The sequence below is a fragment of the Pseudomonas sp. GW821-FHT07F05 genome (genome assembly GCF_059418765.1).
Map to the genome: position 1 here is coordinate 114,356 of NZ_JBWKQL010000008.1, position 21,924 is coordinate 136,279.

General features: G+C 61.1%; 24 protein-coding genes and 1 pseudogene. 17 read left to right on the plus strand and 8 right to left on the minus strand.

The annotated features are described in order from the left end of the window. The first annotated feature begins 72 nt into the window (after positions 1–72). The 6 genes from AC07RO_RS17440 (at position 73) to AC07RO_RS17465 (ending at position 5,102) form a co-directional block, all read left to right on the plus strand. Positions 73–375 carry an urease subunit gamma gene (locus tag AC07RO_RS17440; protein WP_020293711.1) on the plus strand — a complete coding sequence of 101 codons (303 nt, stop codon included), beginning with the start codon at positions 73–75 and terminating at the stop codon, positions 373–375. Positions 376–436: 61 nt separating this feature from the next. Continuing rightward, on the plus strand, positions 437–988 hold the full coding sequence (locus tag AC07RO_RS17445) for a GNAT family N-acetyltransferase (protein WP_423570825.1): 552 nt from the start codon (positions 437–439) through the stop codon (positions 986–988). 26 nt (positions 989–1,014) lie between these two features. After that, positions 1,015–1,551: a GNAT family N-acetyltransferase gene (locus AC07RO_RS17450; protein ID WP_495086670.1), complete on the plus strand. Its 537-nt coding sequence runs from the start codon at positions 1,015–1,017 to the stop codon at positions 1,549–1,551. Then, positions 1,548–1,853: an urease subunit beta gene (locus AC07RO_RS17455; protein ID WP_065987755.1), complete on the plus strand. Its 306-nt coding sequence runs from the start codon at positions 1,548–1,550 to the stop codon at positions 1,851–1,853. The genes AC07RO_RS17450 and AC07RO_RS17455 overlap by 4 nt, the downstream gene beginning before the upstream one ends. Before the next feature lie 141 nt (positions 1,854–1,994). Beyond that, positions 1,995–3,695 (plus strand): urease subunit alpha, encoded by a 1,701-nt coding sequence (gene ureC, locus AC07RO_RS17460; protein ID WP_495086671.1) that lies wholly within the window; start codon positions 1,995–1,997, stop codon positions 3,693–3,695. Between the two features lie 273 nt (positions 3,696–3,968). Next, a complete protein-coding gene (locus tag AC07RO_RS17465) occupies positions 3,969–5,102 on the plus strand; it encodes a sensor histidine kinase (RefSeq protein WP_192173462.1) in 1,134 nt (377 codons plus the stop codon). Positions 5,103–5,411: 309 nt separating this feature from the next. Here AC07RO_RS17465 and AC07RO_RS17470 read toward each other — a convergent pair whose 3' ends face one another. Then, positions 5,412–5,708: a chaperone modulator CbpM gene (locus tag AC07RO_RS17470; protein ID WP_282367806.1), complete on the minus strand. Its 297-nt coding sequence runs from the start codon at positions 5,706–5,708 to the stop codon at positions 5,412–5,414. A gap of 2 nt (positions 5,709–5,710) precedes the next feature. Beyond that, complete coding sequence (cbpA, locus tag AC07RO_RS17475; protein WP_495086672.1) at positions 5,711–6,670, minus strand: curved DNA-binding protein; 960 nt, start codon at positions 6,668–6,670, stop codon at positions 5,711–5,713. 294 nt (positions 6,671–6,964) lie between these two features. Here cbpA and AC07RO_RS17480 point away from each other — a divergent pair, with 294 nt between their 5' ends. Next, a complete protein-coding gene (locus tag AC07RO_RS17480; RefSeq protein ID WP_495086673.1) occupies positions 6,965–8,230 on the plus strand; it encodes an Hsp70 family protein in 1,266 nt (421 codons plus the stop codon). A 199-nt stretch (positions 8,231–8,429) separates the two neighbouring features. On the opposite strand, the gene AC07RO_RS17485 is transcribed toward AC07RO_RS17480, so the two are convergent. After that, entirely contained in the window at positions 8,430–9,440 is a 1,011-nt protein-coding gene (locus tag AC07RO_RS17485; RefSeq protein WP_133774480.1) for an AI-2E family transporter, read from the minus strand. Between the two features lie 188 nt (positions 9,441–9,628). After that, on the minus strand, positions 9,629–9,919 hold the full coding sequence (locus AC07RO_RS17490) for a PsiF family protein (RefSeq protein ID WP_346626821.1): 291 nt from the start codon (positions 9,917–9,919) through the stop codon (positions 9,629–9,631). A gap of 151 nt (positions 9,920–10,070) precedes the next feature. Between AC07RO_RS17490 and AC07RO_RS17495 the strand changes: the two genes are divergently transcribed. Then, positions 10,071–10,955: a DMT family transporter gene (locus AC07RO_RS17495; RefSeq protein WP_495086674.1), complete on the plus strand. Its 885-nt coding sequence runs from the start codon at positions 10,071–10,073 to the stop codon at positions 10,953–10,955. 26 nt (positions 10,956–10,981) lie between these two features. Here the strand turns inward: AC07RO_RS17495 and AC07RO_RS17500 are convergent, their stop codons facing one another. Together AC07RO_RS17500 and AC07RO_RS17505 are read right to left on the minus strand one after the other, a co-directional pair. Next, the gene (locus tag AC07RO_RS17500; protein ID WP_037015625.1) at positions 10,982–11,218 is read right to left on the minus strand and encodes a hypothetical protein; all 237 of its coding nucleotides are present in this window, start codon (positions 11,216–11,218) and stop codon (positions 10,982–10,984) included. Between the two features lie 58 nt (positions 11,219–11,276). Further along, positions 11,277–11,476 (minus strand): annotated as a pseudogene (locus AC07RO_RS17505) (triacylglycerol lipase); the annotation flags it as partial. Between the two features lie 174 nt (positions 11,477–11,650). On the opposite strand from AC07RO_RS17505, the gene osmE reads away from it, so the two are divergent. Beyond that, positions 11,651–11,989: an osmotically-inducible lipoprotein OsmE gene (osmE, locus tag AC07RO_RS17510; RefSeq protein WP_133774484.1), complete on the plus strand. Its 339-nt coding sequence runs from the start codon at positions 11,651–11,653 to the stop codon at positions 11,987–11,989. Positions 11,990–12,277: 288 nt separating this feature from the next. Continuing rightward, complete coding sequence (locus AC07RO_RS17515; RefSeq protein WP_065987767.1) at positions 12,278–12,811, plus strand: ferritin-like domain-containing protein; 534 nt, start codon at positions 12,278–12,280, stop codon at positions 12,809–12,811. Positions 12,812–13,139: 328 nt separating this feature from the next. Here AC07RO_RS17515 and AC07RO_RS17520 read toward each other — a convergent pair whose 3' ends face one another. Then, positions 13,140–15,209 (minus strand): AsmA family protein, encoded by a 2,070-nt coding sequence (locus AC07RO_RS17520; RefSeq protein ID WP_495086675.1) that lies wholly within the window; start codon positions 15,207–15,209, stop codon positions 13,140–13,142. 315 nt (positions 15,210–15,524) lie between these two features. On the opposite strand from AC07RO_RS17520, the gene AC07RO_RS17525 reads away from it, so the two are divergent. From AC07RO_RS17525 to AC07RO_RS17550, 6 genes are all read left to right on the plus strand, one after another. Further along, a complete protein-coding gene (locus AC07RO_RS17525; RefSeq protein ID WP_122533791.1) occupies positions 15,525–15,746 on the plus strand; it encodes a hypothetical protein in 222 nt (73 codons plus the stop codon). A gap of 266 nt (positions 15,747–16,012) precedes the next feature. Beyond that, entirely contained in the window at positions 16,013–16,645 is a 633-nt protein-coding gene (locus AC07RO_RS17530; protein ID WP_463583982.1) for a TetR family transcriptional regulator, read from the plus strand. 207 nt (positions 16,646–16,852) lie between these two features. Next, a complete protein-coding gene (gene ureE, locus AC07RO_RS17535; protein WP_192171068.1) occupies positions 16,853–17,353 on the plus strand; it encodes an urease accessory protein UreE in 501 nt (166 codons plus the stop codon). Next, the gene (locus tag AC07RO_RS17540; RefSeq protein ID WP_495086676.1) at positions 17,350–18,024 is read left to right on the plus strand and encodes an urease accessory protein UreF; all 675 of its coding nucleotides are present in this window, start codon (positions 17,350–17,352) and stop codon (positions 18,022–18,024) included. The genes ureE and AC07RO_RS17540 overlap by 4 nt, the downstream gene beginning before the upstream one ends. Positions 18,025–18,082: 58 nt before the next feature. Further along, on the plus strand, positions 18,083–18,697 hold the full coding sequence (gene ureG / locus AC07RO_RS17545; protein WP_037015648.1) for an urease accessory protein UreG: 615 nt from the start codon (positions 18,083–18,085) through the stop codon (positions 18,695–18,697). A gap of 33 nt (positions 18,698–18,730) precedes the next feature. Further along, the gene (locus AC07RO_RS17550) at positions 18,731–19,303 is read left to right on the plus strand and encodes a HupE/UreJ family protein (protein WP_495086677.1); all 573 of its coding nucleotides are present in this window, start codon (positions 18,731–18,733) and stop codon (positions 19,301–19,303) included. Between the two features lie 75 nt (positions 19,304–19,378). On the opposite strand, the gene AC07RO_RS17555 is transcribed toward AC07RO_RS17550, so the two are convergent. After that, on the minus strand, positions 19,379–20,329 hold the full coding sequence (locus AC07RO_RS17555) for an IS110 family transposase (RefSeq protein ID WP_495086678.1): 951 nt from the start codon (positions 20,327–20,329) through the stop codon (positions 19,379–19,381). Between the two features lie 420 nt (positions 20,330–20,749). Here AC07RO_RS17555 and AC07RO_RS17560 point away from each other — a divergent pair, with 420 nt between their 5' ends. Continuing rightward, a complete protein-coding gene (locus AC07RO_RS17560; protein WP_495086679.1) occupies positions 20,750–21,886 on the plus strand; it encodes an AGE family epimerase/isomerase in 1,137 nt (378 codons plus the stop codon). Positions 21,887–21,924 lie beyond the last annotated feature (38 nt).

A 21,924-nucleotide genomic window follows, 5' to 3' on the forward strand; every position in this document is an offset into this window, starting at 1 on the left:
TCGCGAGCAAGCTCACTCCTACAGATACATTGCAGCGCTGACTTATTCAGTTATTTGAGACGGACAAACACCATGGACCTGACACCACGCGAAAAAGACAAGATGTTGATCTTCACCGCAGGCCTGGTGGCCGAGCGGCGGCTGGCACGCGGTGTGAAGCTCAACTACCCGGAAGCGATGGCCTTCATTTCCGCCGCCCTGCTGGAAGGTGCGCGGGACGGCCAGACCGTCGCCGACCTCATGCACTACGGGACAACTCTGTTGACCCGTGAACAGGTGATGGAGGGCATCCCTGAAATGATCCCGGAAATCCAGGTCGAGGCCACCTTTCCGGACGGCACCAAGCTGGTCACCGTGCATCAACCGATTGCCTGAGCGGCGCATCGACGCTGAGATGCCCACTGAAACAGCCACACAGGAACCCGTGGAAACGAACATGACCTATTCGATTCGTGACGCACTGCTGACGGACATGCCGGCCGTGCTGGCCATCTACAACGACGCCGTGCTCAACACCACGGCGATCTGGAACGAGCAGCCGGTGGATCTCGCCAACCGCGAAGCCTGGTTCGCCGCGCGCCAGGCCCAGGCATACCCGATTCTGGTGGCGGTCGACGCCGACGATCAGGTGCTGGGCTATTCGTCGTTCGGCGACTGGCGGCCATTCGAAGGCTTTCGCCACACCGTTGAGCACTCGGTTTACGTGCGTGCCGATCAACGGGGCAACGGCCTGGGTCCGCTGCTCATGAAAGCGCTGATCGAACGGGCCCGTGCCTGCGACAAGCACATGATGGTCGCGGCTATCGAAAGCGGAAACGCGGCGTCGATTCACCTGCACGCGCGCGAGGGTTTCATCACGACCGGGCAGATGCCCCAGGTCGGCACCAAGTTCGGCCGCTGGCTGGACCTGACCTTCATGCAACTGGACCTGTCGCCCGGCGCCTCTGCTCCACCCTCGCAAGCGCCCGGCATCAAGCCTGTCGCCTGAATGTTCATTCTGAAAGGATTTCGTCCATGAATGCCGCCCACTTACGCCGCGTCACGCCAGAAAGTTTTGCCCACTACCGCCCGGGGCTGGTGGCGCTATTGCTCGACGCCGTGCAAGACGGCGCGTCGGTCGGGTTCATGGCGGATCTAGGCGCCGAGGAGGCTGCCGACTGGTGGGACGGCGTCAAAGCCGAGGTAAGGGAGGGCAACGTGCTGCTGTGGGTGGTGGCAGAAGAAGACCAGGTGCTGGCGACGGTGCAATTGGCGCTGTGCCAGAAGGCCAACGGCCTGAACCGCGCCGAGGTGCAGAAATTGCTGGTGCTCAGTCAGGCGCGTCGGCGCGGGCTGGCAACTCAATTGATGACCGCCGTGGAACAGGCCGCGCAGCAGCATCAGCGCGGGCTGTTGTTTCTGGACACGCTGGCAGGTTCCGATGCTGAAGATTTCTATCGCGCGCTGGGTTACGAGCTGTCGGGGCTGCTGCCGGACTACGCCTGCAACCCTGACGGCGAATACAAGGCCACGGCCATTTACTACAAGTTACTGTCGAGGAAGAGCGCATGATCCCTGGTGAGTACCAGATCCAGCCCGGCGACATCGAGCTCAACGCCGGTCGCCGCACCATCACCCTCAGCGTCGCCAATAGCGGCGACCGGCCGATTCAGGTCGGCTCGCACTTTCATTTTTTCGAGACCAACGACGCCCTGACCTTCGACCGCGCCGCCAGCCGGGGCATGCGTTTGAACATCCCGGCCGGCACCGCCGTGCGCTTCGAGCCAGGGCAGGCGCGGGAAGTGGAACTGGTAGACCTGGCCGGGTTGAGGCGGGTTTTCGGGTTTGCCGGAAGAGTTATGGGGGAACTGTAAAACGCGTTCACTTTCCAGCCAGGTCAAGCTGCAAGCGCCAAGCTACAAGCGCCAAGCACAGCAGTCCGCGGCGTACACAACATTCGCTTTTACTCGCAGCTTGCCGCTTGAGGCTTGCCGCTTTGATTCGAGGAACGAAGTATGAAGATCAGCCGACAAGCCTACGCCGACATGTTCGGCCCCACTGTCGGCGACCGTGTGCGTCTGGCCGACACCGAGCTGTGGATCGAGGTCGAGCAGGATTTCACCGTCTATGGCGAGGAAGTGAAGTTCGGCGGTGGCAAGGTCATTCGTGACGGCATGGGCCAGGGCCAGGGCGTGGCTGCCGAAGTCGTCGACACGCTGATCACCAACGCACTGATCGTCGATCACTGGGGCATCGTCAAAGCCGACGTCGGTCTCAAGGACGGGCGCATCGCGGCTATCGGCAAGGCCGGCAACCCGGACATCCAGCCCGGCGTGACCATCGCCATCGGCGCGGCGACCGAAGTGATTGCAGGCGAAGGCATGATCCTCACCGCCGGCGGCGTCGACACCCACATCCATTTCATCTGCCCGCAGCAGATTGAAGAAGCGCTGATGAGCGGTGTCACCACCATGATCGGCGGCGGCACCGGCCCGGCGACGGGCACCAACGCGACCACGGTCACGCCCGGCAAGTGGCACATGATGCGCATGCTGCAGGCCGCCGAAGCGTTCCCCATGAACATCGGCTTCACCGGCAAAGGCAACGTCAGCCTGCCCGAGCCGCTGATCGAGCAGGTCGAGGCCGGCGCCATCGGCCTCAAGCTGCACGAAGACTGGGGCACCACGCCAGCAGCCATCGACAACTGCCTGAGCGTCGCTGATCAGTACGACGTGCAGGTGGCGATCCACACCGACACCCTGAACGAATCCGGCTTCGTCGAAACCACCCTGGCGGCGTTCAAGAACCGCACCATTCACACCTACCACACCGAAGGCGCCGGCGGCGGTCACGCACCGGACATCATCAAGGCCTGCGGCTTCCCTAACGTGCTGCCGAGCTCGACCAACCCGACCCGGCCGTTCACCCGCAACACCATCGACGAGCACCTGGACATGCTGATGGTCTGCCATCACCTGGACCCCAGTATCGCCGAAGACGTCGCGTTCGCCGAGAGCCGCATCCGCCGCGAGACCATTGCCGCCGAGGACATTCTTCATGATCTGGGCGCATTCTCGATGCTCAGCTCCGACAGCCAGGCCATGGGCCGCGTCGGCGAAGTGATCATGCGCACCTGGCAGACCGCCGACAAAATGAAACGCCAGCGCGGGCCATTGCCTGGTGACGGCGAGGGAAATGACAACTTCCGCGCCAAACGCTACATCGCCAAATACACCATCAACCCGGCGATCACCCACGGCATCAGCCATGAGGTGGGCTCGGTGGAAGTGGGCAAATGGGCGGACCTGGTGCTCTGGCGCCCGGCTTTCTTCGGCGTGAAACCGACGCTGATCCTTAAAGGTGGGTCGATTGCCGCGAGTCTGATGGGCGACGCCAACGCCTCGATCCCGACCCCGCAGCCGGTTCACTACCGCCCGATGTTCGCCAGCTACGGCAGCTCGCTCCACGCCAGCAGCCTGACCTTCATCAGCCAGGCGGCCTTTGATGCCGGCGTTCCGGAGCAGCTGGGGCTGAAGAAACAGATTGGGGTGGTGAAGGGCTGCCGCAGCGTGACCAAGGCCGACCTCATCCACAACGACTACCTGCCGAACATCGACGTGGACCCGCAGACGTATCAGGTCAAGGCCGACGGCGTGCTGTTGTGGTGCGAGCCGGCCGAGGTCTTGCCGATGGCGCAGCGGTATTTTCTGTTCTAAGCGCAGAACTCACTTTGTTGTGGGAGCGAGCTTGCTCGCGAAGGGGCCGGCGCATCCACCCACTCTTTCAGTGGCTGAAATGCCGCCTTCGTGAGCACGGTGGGGCGCGACCCCGGTCTCCTACATGGCTTGTTTTGGCTGCCTGACAGCGCTTCAACTGGACGGCGAGCCAACACTAAGAGGAAGCGCACGCAAATGCGTGATGCTTCCTGCAACAACATGGCGGTACTATGCGCGCTCTCATTCAGCGCCCCGCCAGCAAGGTAGTCCCCCATGCGTCTTTCGGACTTCATCGTTCAGAATGTGGATCGCATCGTCGATGAGTGGGAACGGTTTGCGGCCACGCTGACGCCCGCAGCCGCCCAGATGAGTTCAGTCGAGCTGCGCGACCACGCCGAGGCGATCCTTCTCGCGGCGGCGCGTGACATGAACACCGCCCAGACCAAAGCCGAGCGCATCGCCAAGGCTCAGGGCGAAGACATCGGCAAAACCCCGACACTCGATCAGGCCGCCTCCAGTCATGGCGAGCTGCGGCATATCGTCGGGTTTGATCTGGTGCAGATGACCTCCGAATTCCGTCATCTTCGGGCCACGGTCGTGCGCTTCTGGGCAGAAAGCCAGAAAGAGCCACAGGCCAGTCACCTCACTGACATGATTCGCTTCAACGAAGCCATCGACGAAGCCCTGGCCGAGTCGACGGCCGCCTACGCCGATCGCGTGACGCGTTCCCGTGACATCTTTCTCGCCATTCTCGGCCACGACCTGCGCGCGCCCTTGCAGGCCATCGGCATGTCGTCCGAAGTGCTGATGCGCAAAACCGCGCTGACGGACGCCGATCTTGCGTATATCAAGCGCATCAAGAGCAGCAGTCTGTTGATGGGAACGATGATCAGCGATTTGCTGGAGTTCGTTCGAAGCCGTCTCGGCGTCACGTTGCCGGTCGAACGCAAGCCGATGGAGATGACCCTCGCCTGCCGTGAAGCCATTGACGCGGCCACGGCGGGGCAGCCCGATTGCAACGCAGTGTTCACCAGCACCGGTGAGACCCGGGGCGAGTGGGATCAGGCGCGCATCGCGCAGTTGCTGCAGAACCTGATTGGCAACGCCTTGCAGCATGGCGCGGCGACGCGTCGGGTCACCGTCACGCTCACCGGCAGTGAAAACCACGTGAGCCTCTCGGTGCACAACGACGGCGAGCCGATTGCGGAAGAAGCCATCGGCAGCATCTTCGACCCGCTGGTGCGCTCGGCCAATGAAAAGGCCGGCATCCACAACCCGTCCACCAGCCTGGGCCTGGGACTGTTCATCGTCAAAGAAGTGGTGAACGCCCATGGCGGCGGCATCACGGTTGTGTCGAACGTTGGTGACGGCACGACGTTTACCGTGGAATTGCCGAAGAAAGGCTAGCAGGCGGTTGCACGGAATCGCTATCGGCCAAACACCGCGCTGTTGCAGGGGTGCTCGATACCTGTGGGAGTGAGCTTGCTCACGAAGGCGGCAGTCCTGCCGCCGAAGATGTAGCGGAAGGGCCTATTCGTGAGCAAGCTCACTCCCACAATGACGTCGTCAGCAGGAAGATCGCTATCTGGCAGAAACGCAGCACTTGTGGGAGTGAGCTTGCTCACGAAGGCGGCAGTCCTGCTGCCGAAGATGTAACGAATGAGAGGGCCTCTTCGCGAGCAAGCTCGCTCCCGCACTGCCCTCCACGCCAGCCTGTCAGTCGAGAAACCGCCCCAACCGCTGCCTGAGCATGCGGTTTTCGGCCCTCACGTGTTCAAGCTCGTCGAGCAGGTTCAGCGCCAGGGCGACGCCGTCCCATTCCAGCTGCAATTCGTAATGCAATTTGACCGCGCGTTTGGCAATCGACAGCGCCGCGCTGTCGAACAGCCATTCGTCCGGCTGCCTTCCCTGGGGTTCGAGAATGCCATGTTCGACAATCTCGATGACGAAGGCGGCCGGCAGGTCGACCACCTGACAGAACTCCTGCATGTCGATGACCAGGGTGTTGCTCATGATCAGTTACTCCATTGAGCCCTCGGATCGAACGCGGCCTGCTCGGCCAGCTTCTCCCACAGCGCTTTGGTAGCCTCATCGGTGGATTTGGGCATGACGATTTTCAGTTGTGCGTACAGATCGCCGCGCTGGCCCTGCTTGTTCAACAGACCATTGCCTTTGACCCGCAGCCGCTGGCCGTTCTGACTGTCCGGTCGGATGGTCAGGTTGATCTTGCCGGTCAGTGTCGGAACGGCGACCTTGGTGCCCAGCGCCGCTTCCCACGGCGCGATCGGCACCGTGATGATCAGGTCGTGGCCCTCGACGTCGAACATCGGATGCGGCGCCAGACGAATGATCAGATAGAGATCGCCCTTCTCGCCACCGGCCACGCCGGGAGCGCCCTGCCCTTTCAAGCGGATGCGCTCGCCATCGGTGACGCCCGCCGGGATCTTCACGTTCAGCGTCTTGGTGATGTCCGCCATGCGCTGGCCGTTGGCGCTGTGCTGCGGCACCTTGAAGCTGATCTGCTTGGACTCGGTGGAGAGTGTCTCCTCCAGAAACACCGCCAGTTCCATCTCCACATCCTGCCCTCGACGCCCCGGGCTCTGCGCCCGACCGCCTTGCTGACCACCACGATTGCCGAAGATAGAGCTGAAGAAGTCGGAAAAATCTCCGTCCTCGAAGCCGCCGCCGCCAAAACCCGGCCCTGCGCCCGCGCCGCCACGGCCCTGCCAGCCAGGCGGCGGCTGGAACCGGCCCTGACTACCGTATTTGCGAATCTCGTCGTATTCGGCGCGCTGTTCCGGATCGCTCAGCGCTTCATAGGCCTCGGAAGCCTCTTTGAATTTGTCTTCCGCGCCAGGCTCTTTGCTGACGTCGGGGTGATACTTGCGCGCGAGCTTGCGATAGGCGGTCTTGATTGTCTTTTCGTCCGCCGTCGGCTCTACGCCAAGGATCTTGTAATAGTCTTTGAAGTCCATCTGACGGTCACCCAATTCTGGAATATCCAGCCCAGTCCGCACCGCGTTTCATATGTGAACGCTGGCAGCGTTGAACGTTGCAAGGTTATCGGCACGCAGTCGCGCGAAATGAAACGCTGTCCAGACCGGCCAAAAGCATTAAGAGTTGCCTGCTAGATTGGGGCTCGGGGCCGCAGTTCAAGACACGCGCGCGAAATAGATGCCCGGCGGCTGATAAACCGACGTTTCGCGCTACGCATCCGGCGCGCACTCGCATACACTGCGCGGCCGTTTTTTGACTGGTATGCAAAGCAGATGAGCACTCCATCCCCGGCCCGTGCCCTTGGCATCGATTTCGGCACGTCCAACTCCACGGTCGGCTGGCTGCGTCCCGGAGCGGAAACGCTCATCGCGCTGGAGGACGGCAAGATCACGCTGCCTTCGGTGGTGTTTTTCAATATCGAAGAGCGCCGCCCGGTCTACGGTCGCCTCGCCCTTCACGAGTACCTCGAGGGCTACGAAGGCCGCCTGATGCGCTCGCTCAAGAGCCTGCTGGGTTCCAAGCTGATCAAGCACGACACCAGCGTCCTCGGTACGGCGATGCCGTTCAAGGACCTGCTCGGGCTATTCATCGGCGAACTCAAGAAACGCGCCGAAGCTGCGGCCGGTCAATCCTTTGATCAGGTGGTGCTGGGCCGGCCGGTGCATTTCGTCGATGACGACGCTGCCGCCGATCAAGAGGCCGAAGACACCTTGGCCGACGTGGCGCGCAAGATCGGCTTCAAGGACGTTTCCTTTCAGTTCGAGCCGATTGCGGCGGCGTTCGACTACGAGTCGACCCTGGACCGTGAAGAGCTGGTGCTGATCGTCGACATCGGCGGTGGTACGTCGGACTTCTCGCTGGTGCGTCTGTCCCCGGAGCGTCGGTTGATCGATGACCGCCACAGCGACATCCTCGCCACCGGCGGCGTGCACATCGGCGGTACCGACTTCGACAAGCAGTTGAGCCTACAGGGCGTGATGCCGCTGTTTGGTTACGGCAGCCGCATGAAAAGCGGCGCTTACATGCCGACCAGCACGCACATGAACCTGGCGACCTGGCACACGATCAACTCGGTGTATTCGCAAAAGTCGCAACTGGCGCTGGGCAGCATGCGCTATGACATCGAAGACACCCAAGGTATCGACCGGCTGTTCAAGCTGATCGAGCAACGCGCCGGCCACTGGCTGGCGATGGAAGTGGAAGAGACCAAGATCCAGCTGACCGAAGCAAACAGCCGTCTGGTGCCGATGGACCGCGTCGAACCCGGCCTGAGCGTCGACCTGACGCGGCAGCTGTTCGAGTCGTCCATCGATGCGCTGCTCGAACGCGTGCGCGGCAGCGTGACGAACCTGTTGAATCAGGCAGGCGTGGGCGTGACCGATGTCGACACCGTGTTCTTTACCGGCGGCTCCAGTGGCATCCCGGCCCTGCGCAACAGCGTCGCCGCCATGCTGCCCAAGGCCCGGCACGTCGAAGGCAACATCTTCGGCAGCATCGGCAGCGGTTTGGCGATCGAGGCGAAAAAACGCTACGGCTGATTCGCAGCTGTCTTGCCCTCAGTGGGACCGCATGCTCTTAGTGGGACCGCATGCACTTGTAGGACTGGCTTTAGCCGGGAAGACGCCGGGCGTCACGCCGCAAATCTTAAGTGCACCCACTGGCCTCTTCCCGGCTAAAGCCGGTCCCACTGACCGCGTGCAGCCGTGAAAAGGGGGCACATCTGTTGAGCACCAGTCGCTATACCAACTCCGCCCGGCGCAGTTCGCTTTTCAGGTACGCGTAATAAATCGGCCCTGCGACCACGCCCGGCAGGCCGAAGGCGGCTTCGAAGATCAGCATCGCCAGCAGTAATTCCCACGACTTGGCGCTGATCTGCCCGCCGACGATCCGTGCGTTGAGGAAATACTCGACCTTGTGGATCACGATCAGGTACCCCAACGCCGCCATCGCCACCCAGATCGACAACGACATGCCGACGATAAAGATCAGCGTGTTGGACATCAGGTTGCCCACCACCGGAAGCAGGCCCAGCAGAAAGGTCAGCACGATCAGGGTTTTGGTCAGCGGCAGGTGCACGCCACAAAGAGGCAGGATCACCGCCAGGAAGATCGAGGTGAACGCCGTGTTCAGCAGCGAGATCTTGATCTGCGCGAAGACGATATTGCGGAAGGCTTGGGTCAGCAGGTGCAGACGCTCGAACAGCGCCGCCGCCAATGGCTTGCGCTTGGTGACATCGGGGATGCGCTGCAAGGCGATGATCGCGCCCAGCACCATGCCGATCAGCAGCGTCACGAACATGTGCGCCGCGCCCTTGCCGAGCAGTTGCAGCTCGCCGAGGTGCTTGGTCAGCCAGGCGCTGAGCGACACCTGAAACTCGGTGGCGCTGGCCGGCAGGTAGTTGTCGATGAAGGGCGGCAGCTGACCGCGGGCGCGGTCCACCAGAATCATGAATTTATCCAGCGACGCGCCGGGGTTTTCCGCTTCGTGCAGCAAAAAGCTGATCGCGCCGGCAAACAGCAACGCCAACACGGTCACCACCAGAGTGCCCAGCAACGCCACCGCCAGCCACCGCGCGCGCTCGCCGGCAATCAGCCGTTGCAGCTGCGGCGTGAGCATGTCGACCAGCTCATACACCAGCAAACCCGCCAGCAGACTGGGCAGAAGGTTGAGCGGCAGGACCAGCAGCAACCCGCCGAACACGAGAATGCAACTGGCCAGATAGACTTGACGGGGCGTAAACGTTGGCATACAGCCTCAAAACGAGCGGCGTGAAGGATGGGCAGTCTGCCAGCGTTCTGAGTGGAGAACCAGCGACGCGAAAGCCCTTGAAGGCTCAAGCGTGAGGAGGCTGCGATTGCAGGCCAGATCATCGGCCGCAATCGCAGAAAGTACAGGGGCTGGCGCCGCTTTTCAGCGCCTGGAATCGGATCGGAAAATTATTTCTTTTTAAGACAATCGCTCATGAATGCCTTGCGCGCATCGCCCTTGAGCGCCTGGGTGCTGGCCGTGGCGTTGCAGGTTTTCATCTTCTCCTGCTGGGTGGCGGCAGGCGCAGGCGCGGCCTTCAGGCAGGTGCTCATGAACGCCTTGCGCTCGTCGCCCTTCAGGGATTTGGCCGAGGCATCGGCGTTGCAGGTGGTCATCTTGTTTTGTTGCGCGGTGGCGGCAAAACCCTGGGCGCTCAGCAGCAGGCCCAACACCAGCAGAGGAATACGCAGCATCGTCATCGGTTTTCTCCGGAAGCGCCAGGCACCTGCATGGCTTTCAAAGCAGTGTAGTCAAAGAATGTTGCTGCATATTTCTGCAAATGCACAGCGTGCGCTGGACGTGCGGACTGACAGGCCGATAATGGCGCCTCATTCAACAGCCGGTTCGCTCATGCAATACCTTTATCCACTGCTGACCGTCATGATTTGGGCGGGCAACAACGTCATCACCAAGGCCGCCGCAGGGCGTATTTTCCCGGCTGAAATCGGCTTCTATCGGTGGTTGCTGGCGGGGGTGTTGTTCACGCCGTTTCTGCTCGGCCCCGTGCTGCGCAACCGGGCGCAGATCCAACCCATCATCGGCAAGGTGGTGGTGCTGGGCGTCCTGGGCATGGCGATTTATCAGAGCCTGGCGTACTACGCGGCGAATATCACGACGGCCACCAACATGGGCATCATTCTGTCGTTGGTGCCGGTGATGACGCTGGGCATGTCGATCGTCAGCCTCGGCACGCGGCTGACTGCAGGCGCACTGGTCGGTGCAATTGTGTCGTTTGCCGGCGTCTTATGGGTGGTGTCACAGGGGAGTTGGAGCTTGCTGGTTGCCCACGGCATCAACATCGGCGACGTGATGATGCTTGTCGCAACGCTGGCCTATGCGACCTACAGCACGCTGCTGAAGAAATGGCAGTTGCGCATGCCGCCGTTGCAGCTGCTCTATCTGCAGATTCTGGTGGCGATCATTGCGCTGTTTCCACTGTTCGTGATTTCACCGAAGACTGGATTGAATGCGAGCAACATTCCGTTGGTGCTCTATGCGTGCATCCCGACCTCGATGCTCGCGCCGCTGCTGTGGATGAAAGCGATTTCCATCCTCGGACCCAGCCGTACCACGTTGTTTTTCAACCTGGTGCCGATCCTGACGGCGCTGGTTGCCGCGCTCGCGCTGGGCGAGCAGCTGGCGTCGTATCACTTTATCGGCGGTGCCCTGACGCTGGGCGGGGTGATCCTGGCAGAACGCTGGACCACACCGCTGCGCAAGGCCGCGATCCGTTAAACCTGTCTGTCGGATGAGCCCGGCAATCAGGCTTTGTCGTGATCCTCCGCAGCGTGAATCGACACATCGGTAATGCCCAGCACATGGGGCAGACCGATGGTGTCTTCACCGGTATCGAAGGGGTCATCTTCAACGGCCACGTTGTGCTTGAGCGCCAGCTCGTGCACGACCTCGATGATCGGCACGTCGAGGTTTTCAATCAGATCCACATGGTGCTCACCGGCCAGCGTGTACTCGATTTCATAAAGCTCTTTATCGCTCATCGCATCTCTTCCTACGCGACCTCACGGGTCGACTGATCACGAACTACGGCCAAATAAGTCAAAGACCGGCGGCTTTGAGACGCGCGGCGTGTTTCAGGAACCACCCAGGGGATTGGCTCCCTTGCCCACCAGACCGAAGTGCTGGTTGACGATGTCGAAATGGTCGAGCGGGTAGTCATCGCTGATTTAAACCAGGTGAGAACTGCATCTCCCGACCATGCCATCAGATTGACCTCGCTGTTTCGCGAACGTGCGAGCAATTTTCGGCAGGTGAGATTTGACGACAATCAGCCCAGGATGGCCCGCGATTGCCCCTAAGCGCGACAGGTGCGGGTAATGCCCCATCGCCATCAATTTGATCGAACTCTTTTGCCTCTCCAATGCTCCTAAGAGCAACGGGCCAACAATGGCCTTTTTCGCGGAGCGATTCGAATGTTCAAGCAATCCCTGGCAGTAGTGATTTCCATGGCCGCATTGGCTGGTTGCGCATCGACCACCCTGCCCAACCCGGTTGATTACGCGACCTATCGCAATGAGCCGCTGGTCAAGCAAGTCGAAGAAGGCATGACCAAGGAACAAGTCCTGACCATCGGCGGCACGCCATCGACAACTGTTCAGCGTCGCGCCCACCCCGGCACTTGCAACAACTACGTGCTGAATCGCGAAGGCCATCAGCAGGCTTACTACGTCACCTTCGACAACAATGGCCGCGTCAACAGCAAGGGCTTCATGACGTGCGAACAGCGTGACGCCAACGAACGCGCCATGTGATCTGACGCCATTGGTTTGAATGGATGAGTCCGCCCGTAATCACTGTGCCGGTGCATCGCAAGGATGCCCGGCACAGCCGTGATCGCGGGGGATTCGTCCTGAAGCACGCTCGCCCCGCTTTGCCCCACGCTGAAAAACCCCCGCGTCAAAAAGTCCCTCAACAAAAATCAAACTTTTGCCAGTGCCCACCACTCACACCTTAAGACCCCGATCCTGCCGGGCGCCTGCTTCAGGCATGGCGCAACAGAGCGCGACGGAAAAAAACCGGAACAGCCCTGGAGAAATCTGATGATCAATCTGCACCCAATGACCGACGTCGCCACCCTGCGAGAGCGCGCGCGCAAAAACGTTGAAGACGGCGCCGTTACTGAAGGCTACAACGGTGATCGTGATGAGGTCCTGCGTTTGCTGAACTCGTCGCTGGCCACCGAACTGGTCTGCACCCTGCGTTACAAACGCCATTACTTCATGGCCAAGGGGATTAAATCCCACGCAGCAGCCGATGAGTTTCTAGAACATGCCAATCAAGAACTCGAACACGCTGACAAGCTGGCCGAGCGTATCGTGCAGCTGGGCGGCGAGCCGGAATTCAACCCGGACCTGCTGAGCAAAAATTCCCACGCGCAATATGTGGCCGGCAACACGCTGAAAGAGATGATCACTGAAGACCTGGTGGCCGAGCGCATCGCGATCGACAGCTACCGCGAAATCATTCAGTACATCGGCGACCAAGATCCAACCACCCGCCGCATCTTCGAAGAGATCCTGGCGCAGGAAGAAGAGCACGCCGACGACATGGCTGACCTGCTCGACGGCCTCTGATACGCAACACGCAATGCAAAAAGCCAGGGCACATGCCCTGGCTTTTTTGTGGATAACTTTCAGGCGGGATGTTTAGGGTATACCGCGCTATTCGCGAGCAAGCTCGCTCCCAGAAGGGCCAGATCAACCAGACGCTGAATCAGGCGCCGAACCCGGTTATGTGTGAGCGAGCTTGCTCGCGAAGAGGCCCGCACATCCGACGCATGTCAGGCGGCCGTGATGCCACCTTCGCAAGCAAGCTCACTCCTGCAGGACCGGGTACAACGCAAGCCCGCGCCGAAGCCGGGCATATTGTGGAAGTGAAGACGGCACAGAACCGGTGCCGAACTCACTTCACCGTTTTCGGCGCCTTGCCCGAGCGCATTTGCTCCAGCAACGCGGTGCACTGGTTAGGCGCGTCCCCGCTGCTCGGCGCTACGAGTGCCAGCAATCCCGCCGCCGGCCCCACTGCCGCCCCCAACAGCACCATTCCCGCGCCACGCAGCAACAGCGGACCTGACTCCACACCCGCATTGGGCTTGCTGAACGGCCCGCGCACGTACAGCGGCGAACGCAGGGAGAAGACCCGGAAGCCTTTCGATTCCGGCGTGATCTTCATGTCCAGTTGTTCGGTCTTCAGGTTCGCCGTGCCGTCGACGTAAATGATCGCGTTCTCGGTATCGAACACAAACACCTTGGTGCTCGCCAGGCCGTCCTTGAAGCCAACATCGGTGGCCGCGCAGTTGATCTTCACGTCCTTGTCGCCAAACAGCTTGCCGACCACATAGTTACCCACGTTCAGCCCGGCAATCTCCATCAGGCCACGGCTGACAGCGCCGTCATTGACCAGCATTTTCAGCTCGCCGTTGGAGGTGCCCAGCAAGGCAGCAACCGAGTTGCCCCGACCACTGAGATCGGCATCACCGTTGAGCTCACCAAAGCTGGTTTTCATCGGTTCGAAGGTCGGGAACAGCTGCTTGAGCTTGAAACCTCGAGCCGACAACCTCGCGCGGCCTTCCAGCGGCTGGGTATGGCCGTTCAGTTTGATATCGGCGTCGAGCTTGCCGCCGGCGACACCGAAGCGCAGCGGCTGCAGGCTCAGTACGCCATCGTTGAGCACTACATGGGTGTAAAGATCAGTGAACGGCAGGTCGGCGCTCTGCACGATGCGCTTGCCGGTGAACTCAACGTCGGCGTCCATGGCAGCCCAGCGGTCGGTCTTGAACTCCTCGACCGGCAGCACTTTGCCTGTCGGCTGCTTGCTCTCGCCGCCGCGGGTCTTCTGCTCGGCGTTGGAATCGGCGCCGATCAGCGGCTTGAGGTCAGTCATCAGCAACTGATTGGACACCAGCGCGCCGGTCAGCTTGGGACGCGGTTCGCTCGCCACGAAGCCGAGATCACCGTGGATATCGCTGTCACCGATCTTGCCGTTGAAACCCTTGTACTGAAACGACGCACCGGCCGGGTCATGCAGTTTGGCGACGAGGCGGCCATCGGTGGCGTACGGTGGGGAATCCGGCAGGGTCACGCCGGTCAGCGGATACAGGTTGCTGAGGCTGTCGCCGGACAGTTTCAGCCGCAGGTCCAGTTCACCGAGGTTCTGCGGATCGGTCACGGTGCCCGCGATGGCGACACGCAAGGCGCCCGCACTGACGTCGGCCTGTACCGGGAATGGCAGCGCGGCGTCTTTCAGCGCCAACAGACCACCCACTTTGCCGCTGCCGTTGAGTTTCTGGCCGTGATACTGGCCTTTGGCGGTAAAGCCGAAAGCGTAATCCTGAGCCGAAGCGCCCTTGTCCTGGACCTTCTTCGCCTCGCTGCTGCCGACGATGTCGCTGTAGGGAATCGGCTTGCCCAGCGGGTCGATGACCACGTCAACGGCCGTGTTGATCTTCTGGTCGTTGTAGCTCACGAAGCCTTTATCGAAGCCGATCGAGCCGATGTCCACCACCCAGCTCGAGGGTTTGGCGTTCGGGTCGCTCTTAGGCAGATCGAACACCCAGTTAGCGCGGCCATCGGCCAGACGCTCAATTTTCGCATTGGGCTCGGTCAGGTTGATACGTGGAATGACCACGCGCTGGGCCAGCAGCGGCAAGGGAGACAAGCGCAGATCGACGCGCTTGAGCGTGACCATCTGCGGCGTCTTCGACCATTCCGGGTTGCCCAATGCGATGTCTTCCGCCGACATATGCGGCCATGGCACCCAGGCGCGCCAGCCGCCTTCGTCGGGCTCACGGTGCCAGTTCACGGCCAGATTGCCGTTGATGGCAAAGGGGCGATGCAGTTCTGCAGACACCTTTTCATTGATGGTCGGCTTGAGCCGGTTCCAGTCGAACGTGGCGATCACAATGATCAGAATCACCAGCAACAGCAGCAGGATTGCGGCTGTCCAGGCGAAAATTTTACGGCCTCGCGTCATTGCGTCATCTCCCCAAAACCGACGCGCCGTCCAGGGCGCGTCTCGTACGTCGTAACGGTTCGACTGAGAAAAGCCGCGTGGGTTTGATGAAATCTGTATTCAGGGTCAGAAAAGTTCCGCCCCCCGCCCATACCGTACGTCCAGACGATCGCCACTGTTGATCCGAAACGCGCTGAGAAGCCCGCCCGGCAAGGGGTCCGCAGCCGCATCATTTCTGTCGATGGTCACCATCAGCCCGCTGAACTTCTTTATCCACAGGTCAGCGGTAAAATCTCCAGCACGTTCACACAACCCTTTACACCCGAGCATCCTTCCATGAAACGCCAATTGATTGCCCTGACCCTTTCCCTACTTGCCTCGAGCGCGTTTGCGATGCCTGCCAGCGAACAAGCGATCCTTGGCGAAGCGAAGGCGACGCAGCATTCGGGTTTGCCGACTGTCGCGCAGGACGGCCCGGATCGATTGATCAATCAATACCAGCGCGTTGCCGACAACGGCCCTGATCGCCTGATTCAGCAGTACCAGCGCGTTTCCTGATTCTTACCCGTTGCATCGAAAAGCTTCCCGGCTAAAGCCGGTCCTACAGAAAGCCAGTCCTACGGAAACAACGCGGCGCTGGATTAGTGGGACCGGCTTTAGCCGGGAAGAGGCCGGTTTGAGCACCCTCAATCCGCCAGCATAAGCGCGAGAACCGCCCGGCCTTGATCGCCGGGCTTTTTATTGCCCGACGTGAAACCGGGTTCGACGCCACGCAAACGCATTTGCTAGAGTTGCGGCCCATGCCTTCATCAGATACACGCCCCATGCTGCCCCGCGCCGAACAGAAACAGCAGACCCGCCATGCCCTGCTCGATGCAGCCCGGGGCCTGATGGAGAGCGGACGTGGTTTTGGCAGCCTGAGCCTGCGCGAAGTGGCGAAAACCGCCGGCATCGTGCCCACCGGTTTCTACCGGCATTTCGATGACATGGACCACCTCGGCCTGGCGCTGGTCAGCGAAGTCGGCCAGACCTTCCGTGAAACCATCCGCCGCGTGCGCCACAACCACAACATCCACAGCGGCATCATCGACGCCTCTATCCGCATCTTTCTGGATGTCGTGGCCGCCAACCGCTCGCAGTTTCTGTTTCTGGCGCGCGAGCAATACGGCGGCTCGTTGAAAGTGCGTCAGGCGCTTGGTGCACTGCGCGAAGGCATCATCGCCGACCTTGCGACCGACCTGGCGTCGATGCCCAAATTCCAGCACCTGAACACCGACGACCTCTCGGTCATGGCCGACCTTGTGGTCAAGAGCGTGTTCGCCATGCTCCCCGAGCTGATCGACCCGCCGCCCCCGGCGTTGGCCGCACACCTGACCCCGCGCGCGAAAATCACCCAGCAACTGCGCTTCATCTTTATCGGCGCCAAGCGCTGGCAGGGACTGGGCAGCACCGAGTGACCCGCGACGCTTCACGGCTCTGCATTACGCCCAAACCCTTCACCCCGCACCACCGAAGTGCGTTGCTGCGACTGATGCACCGATAAGGCGCATCCGATGGCTCGGCCCATCCATCGCTGCACCGTATTCAGGCAATTTCTGCGCTGCACGCCTGTTGGCAAGGCACTTGCTCTAGCCCTTGCATCGCACATTGCTGGAAGCTTTCTGATGCTCGTCATTCATCAAAGAACCGAACCTCAGGCTGAATGGGCCGCAGAGCTGCATTTGATTTTCGAGGCCCGGAGCAAAAGCCGGCTGCGCTGTTTCAGTGCCGAAGGTGAAGACGTCGGGCTTTTCCTTGAACGGGGTCAGCCGCCGTTGCGTGACGGAGATTTCCTCAAGGCTGAAGACGGCCGGATCGTGCGCGTCTGCGCGCGCCCTGAACAGCTGATGCACGTGACGTGCAGCAACGCTTTCGAACTAACGCGCGCGGCGTATCACTTGGGCAACCGCCATGTGGCGCTGCAAGTGGGCGACGGCTGGCTGCGTCTGCTCGACGACTACGTGCTCAAGGCCATGCTCGATCAACTGGGCGCCACCACCGAATCCATCGAAGCGCCCTTCCAGCCCGAGCACGGCGCCTACGGTGGCGGCCATCACCACTCCCGCGCCGGTGAAGAAGACTTCAATTACGCGCCGCGCATTCATCAATTCGGCGTGCGCACGTGAACGCTGCCTGGGCGCTGCTGCGTCTGGCGAGCCCGCAACTGCCGATCGGCGGTTACAGCTATTCCCAGGGCCTGGAAATGGCGGTCGAGCAATCGACCGTTCACGACTCGGCCAGCGCCGCCCGCTGGATTGGCGACCAATTGCTGCTCAACCTTGCGCGATTCGAAGCGCCGCTTTTACTGGCGCACTGCACGGCGGCTGCCGAAGACGACTGGGCGACGTTGCTGCAATTGAGCGAAGGACACCGCGCCAGCCGCGAAACCCGCGAGCTGCATCTGGAAAGTCGGCAGATGGGTTACTCGCTGCAGCAATTGCTCAACGGCCTGCCGGAAATGGATCAGCCCGCACGGGATTTTCTGCAGCGCGTGGGCGAGCCGCATCTGGCGCTGGGCTGGGCACTGGCTGCGCGCGCGTGGCAGATCAGTCCTCAGGACGCGCTCGCCGCCTGGCTCTGGAGCTGGCTGGAAAACCAGCTGGCGGTGCTGATGAAAACCCTGCCACTGGGGCAGCAAGCCGCCCAGCGCCTGACCAGCGAGTTGCTGCCCCTGCTGCAGAACGCCCAGCAACACGCGACCGCGCTGAATCCTGAACACATCGGCAGCGCGCCATTCGGTCTGGCGCTGGCGAGCATGAACCATGAGCGGCAGTACAGCCGCCTGTTCCGATCATGAGGTGGCCGCCATCGGCGCAGCGCCTCGAACCGCACAACCTGCTTAACGGAGAGAACGAATGAACAGCCAACCTTTGCGCGTCGGCATCGGCGGTCCGGTCGGTTCCGGCAAGACCGCCCTGACGCTCGCGCTGTGCCTGGCCCTGCGAGATCGCTACAACCTGGCGGTGGTCACCAACGACATCTACACCCGTGAAGACGCTGATTTTCTGGTGCGCAACGAAGCACTCGCGCCTGAGCGCATCATCGGCGTGGAAACCGGCGGATGCCCGCACACGGCGATCCGCGAAGACGCGTCGATCAATCTGGAAGCCGTCGACCAGCTCAATCGGCGCTTCGAGGGACTGGACCTGATCATCGTCGAGTCGGGCGGCGACAACCTGTCCGCGACGTTCAGCCCGGAGTTGTCGGACCTCACCATTTACGTGATCGACGTGTCGGCAGGCGACAAGCTGCCGCGCAAGGGTGGCCCCGGCATCTGCAAATCCGATCTGCTGGTGATCAACAAGATCGACCTCGCGCCGCTGGTGGGTGCCTCGCTGGAGATGATGGACCGCGACACGAAGAAGATGCGCGGCGACAAGCCGTTCGTGTTCAGCAACCAGAAAACCGGTCACGGCCTGGAGCAGATCGTCGCGTTCATCGAGCGCCAGGGCCTGCTGACTGCGGCCTGATTCGTACATCTTAAGGACTCAAGGAATTCATTCATGAACGGCAAAAAAGTATTCGGCGCGTTGGCGCTGCTCCTCGTCCCGGCGCTGGCCTTCGCCCACCCCGGCCACGACGAAAGCGGTCTTGTGGCAGGCATCAGCCATCCATTGGGCGGCATCGATCACCTGCTGGCGATGATTGCTGTCGGGCTTTGGGCTGCACAGCAAAAAGGCGCCGCGCGCTGGGCGCTGCCGTGCACGTTTGTCGGCACCATGCTGCTCGGCGGCTTGCTCGGGTTTGAAGGGCTGGCGCTGCCTGCACTGGAAAGCGGTATTGCGGCCTCGGTGTTTGCGTTGGGCCTGGCGGTGGCGCTGGCGGTGCGTCCGCCACTGTTCGTGGCCGTGGCGGCGACGGCGCTGTTTGCGCTGTTCCACGGCGTGGCCCATGGTCTGGAGCTGCCGGAGATGTCGAGCCCTTGGGGTTACGCCCTAGGTTTCGCCGGCGCGACCGCTGCACTGCACGCGGCGGGTTATGCCGTGGTGCGCTTCCTGCCAACGGCGGCGGCCCCGATCGTGCGGATCGCTGGCGCTTTGTCGGCGGCGACCGGCGTCTGGTTGTTCGCGGGCTGAATGACGCTCCGATAAAACCAGACCGCAGATATATGTCTACCGACAGGTCAATTGTGGGAGATTCTATGGTTGTCATCAAGCCAAAATCCCCCCTTTCGGTTGATATTCGCTTTGGTTTTTCATCAGGGAGAACGCGATCCGAGCGAGTTTACGGCCGAGCATGACAAGCACCTGGGTAGTCGCTTTTCCGCTGCTCAGGTGTTCGTTGTAAAACCCTTTCCAGGCACTTGATCGGCAGGCCGACATGGCCGCGTTGTGCAGTAATCGACGAACTTCCGAGCACCCTCGCTTAGTTAAGGATCTACGGCCATTTTTTTGGCCCGAGTCACTTACCCTCAGATCCATGCCCAAAAAAGCGATAAAAGAATCGCCGCTTTTAAAGTCGCCTCGGTTGTACGCCATGACCAAAGCAGTTGCGGTCAGAAAACCGATACCCTCGATCGCTTGGCAACGTGCCACTTCTTCAAGCAAACCGGCTTCTCGCAAGACATCTTTGAGTTTTTTCTGGACGAGCAGGTCCAGGCGCTCAACCGATTTGAGAAAAGTGGCGAACACAGCTTTCAAACTGGCGTCATTTGCCCAGCTCTGAGTCAGGCTGGTTTTGGCCTGAACCAGCGAAGCCCTGCGCCGCAGAAGGCTTTGCAGCTTGCCGTAGACGGCGGGAGGTGGAGTCCAGGGGCGTAAATCTTCGCCTTCGTTTTTCAGATAACGGGCAAGAAGACGAGCATCGGAGGCGTCCGTTTTACTGCGCACGCCAACACTTTTACGGTAATTACTCAGCTGATAGCCATCAATGATGTAAACGTCGAAACCCGCCTCATAAGCCAGCTCGATCAGGTCGATGTGATAAACATTTGTTGCTTCAACTGCAATCGCGGTGGGCCTCGGCAACGTTTTAAGCCAGCGCTTTATGGCGGGCTTTTCGTTGGTTATCGAGGTGAGCAAATCCTGATCTGGCTCGTAAATAACGAGTTCAACTTTGGCGACATCCACGCCCACGATTGACTTCGAAACGTGCATTGCCATGGACACTTCTCCACGTTAAGGTTTTACGGCTTGGAGGGGTTTCACCCAGAGGCGCAGGCTTGTTTCTATCGTCGCTTGAACGAAGCATTCTTTATCGGCGCTTTTGGTGGAAGGGGTGGGGCGAGGTCTCCCACGGTCTGTACTGTTGCAGCAGTCAGATGCGAACTGTTCGTCCCACCACCCCTTCAAGTCTAACCATACAAGCGAGCTTGCTCGCGAAGAGGTCCGAACATCCGCTCAATCTTCAGCGGTTGAAATACCGTCTTCGCGAGCAAGCTCACTCCTACAGGGATCGCGTTTTGCGTTGAACGGCAGGCATTTCCGATAGGGCTTGGCGGGGATCAATTGATCCCCGCTGCCCCGCTCGCCTCACCTCCTGCTACCATGTCGCGCAATTTGCCACTGCCGTGACGCCATCCAATGCCTGACGCTTCCCTCCCCACCGCCAAGTCTGAACTGTCCGCCCTGTTCACTGAGCTGCAGCAGCACTTCATGGGCGTGGTCGTGCCGTTGTGGCAAGGCCCGGGGTGGAATGCCGAGATGGCGTTGCCGTTCGAGGCGCTCGACGCTCAGCATCGGCCTCTGCCGCCGCAGCGCTATCGGGCCATGGCCTGTGCGCGTCAGCTGTTCCTGTTTTCAAGCCTGATCGATCACCCCGACGTCCCCGACGCCGCTACCCGAGCGGCGGCGCTGTTTCGGTCGTTGCAGCAGCACTTTCACGATGCCGAGCACGGCGGCTGGTTCTACAGCATTGATCCACAGGGCGCGCCGCTGGATCGCCGCAAGGACCTCTATACCCACGCCTTCATCGTCTTCGCCTGCGCGCATTACTGGGGCAAGGTCCGTGAGCCGCTGGTGGAGTCGGTGCTCAATGCCGCCCTGAACGTGGTCGCCGAACGCTTCGCCGATGGCGACGGTTTGTACGAGTCCGTGCTGGCCGAAGACTGGTCTTCGCTGAACGCCGGCCCGCTGCAGAACCCGCTGATGCATCTGGCCGAAGCCTTTCTCGGCACACTGGCCGTGCGCGACGACGCTGACACGCGGGCGGCGCTGGATGGGTTGGTGGACGCCATGCAACGACGCTTTGTCGATGTTGAGCATGGGGTGATGCTGGAGAAACCGCTGGACGCTGTGGATAACTGGTCCGAGCCGGGTCACCAGTTCGAATGGTTCTACTTGCTGGCGTCTTCCACGCGGCTGCGGGGCACGCCGCTGTATCGCTCGCTGGAGACCGCGTTCGCCCATGCCGAGGCACAGGGCGTCGATCAAACGACGGGCGCGGTCGCGGCGATGCTGGAAGTGGACGGTTCGGTGAAAGACGGCACGCAGCGTATCTGGGCCCAGGCTGAATACCTGCGCGCGTTGACCTTGCGGCCTGATGGTGAGCACCTGCTGGCGCGTCAGTTGAACGCGCTGCAAGCGCAGTTCCTGCACCCCACCGGCTGGAACGAGTGCCTCGACAGCCAGGGGCAGATCAGCCGCAGCGACATGCCGTCGACGACGCCGTATCACCTGGCGACCTGCTACATCGGGTTGGCCGAGTATTTCAGCGGCTGAGCTGACTCCCTGATGGTCATCCCATCAGAGATTGGCGA